The 1,443-nt window shown below is 42.3% G+C and carries 2 protein-coding genes; both read right to left on the reverse strand.

Features of this window, described 5'->3' with window-relative positions:
• Nucleotides 1–234: 234 nt before the first annotated feature.
• A complete protein-coding gene (locus DY78_RS08570; RefSeq protein WP_156404110.1) occupies nucleotides 235–642 on the reverse strand; it encodes a MarR family transcriptional regulator in 408 nt (135 codons plus the stop codon).
• 24 nt (nucleotides 643–666) lie between these two features.
• Nucleotides 667–1,443: bacterial Ig-like domain-containing protein (locus tag DY78_RS08575; RefSeq protein ID WP_156404111.1), on the reverse strand; the 777-nt coding region annotated here is incomplete at its 5' end.

The following is a 1,443-nucleotide window of genomic DNA, read 5'->3' on the forward strand; positions in this document are numbered from 1 at the left end:
GGTTATGCTGAACAATTTGTCCAAAAATTCGGATTAAATTTGCAATCTACCATGTTACATAATTTTAAAGAAATTATTAGCTCTCGTCACTGACTCAAAATGCTTCCTTATCTCGATTATCAATAACAGCTCGCTACTAATATTTTCAATGCTATAAATTACAAAGAAAGGAAGCCCTTCATTTGGCTTCCTTTCTTTGCTAACTTCAACTAAGCTATTATTCAGTTCAGCTAATTATTGAGATAAACTGGCTACCTGCTCAGTTAAACGTAATAATTCTTTAGTTGCGTCCATACTTTGTAAATTATTTGAAATTTGTTTTTTTACCGCTACAACTTGTTTAATCCCATTATCTGTCAGTGAGATGTCAACTCTACGACGATCATTTCGATGTGCCTGTTCCCGTATTAAATTGGCTTGCATCAATTGACCAAGGGTCTTTGAAATTAATGTCCGTGTCACTTTAAATACTTGTGCCAATTCACTAGTGCCAGTTTGACCATGTTGATAAATGTACATCAGTAATTGACATTCACGTAACGAAAGATGCGTGCCGCTTAAATCATACTTTAACATTCTGTTAATATAATTTCGCAGCATTAACATGTTCTCAAAATTTTCAAGCTGTGCTTTTATTTCCAAGTCTTAAGCCATATCATACCACCCTTAGTCTTGATTACGACGCTTTTTCCCTCCTAAGAAAGTAAGCAGACTAGTCATTACTAATAGCAATAATCCACCTAAAGTCATGGTACGTTGCGTTGATTCATCAGTTTGCGGTAACTCGTTATGTGAGGTTGCCGTTTGTGATGCACTCCCAGACTTCACCGATGTCACTTGACTGGAGGTCGTTGGATAATCTGATTTTGCGCTTTGATCTGACTTAGCCGATTGATTTGTCTGATCTGGTGTCACTGGACTAACTGGCTTAGCTGGTTGACTTGGCTTGGTTGGTGTTACCGGACTAACCGGCTTAGCTGGTTGACTTGGCTTGCCTGGTGTTACCGGATCTGATTTCACAATTACAGTAATAGTAGCCGTCTTGGTAACGACGTTACCCGCTGCGTCCGTGTAGCTATACGTCACCTCGTAACGACCTGCTTTGGTTGGATCCACACTCCCGCTGACCTTCAAATCAGCTAAGCTCAAGGCTTTCCCATCGGTATCAGTCGCGCTCACAAAGTTATCGCCCGCACTCCAGGTTGTGTTGGGACCCGCTACTAACGTGCTGTCTTTAGTGGCGATGCTTGCTTGCGATGCCACTACCGTGATTGTCGCCGTCTTGGTAACGACGTTACCCGCTGCGTCCGTGTAGCTATACGTCACCTCGTAACGACCTGCTTTGGTTGGATCCACACTCCCGCTGACCTTCAAATCAGCTAAGCTCAAGGCTTTCCCATCGGTATCAGTTGCACTCACAAAGTTATCAGCCGCACTCCAGGT

It is taken from the genome of Lactiplantibacillus fabifermentans DSM 21115, assembly GCF_000498955.2.
Taxonomy (GTDB): Bacteria; Bacillota; Bacilli; order Lactobacillales; family Lactobacillaceae; genus Lactiplantibacillus; species Lactiplantibacillus fabifermentans.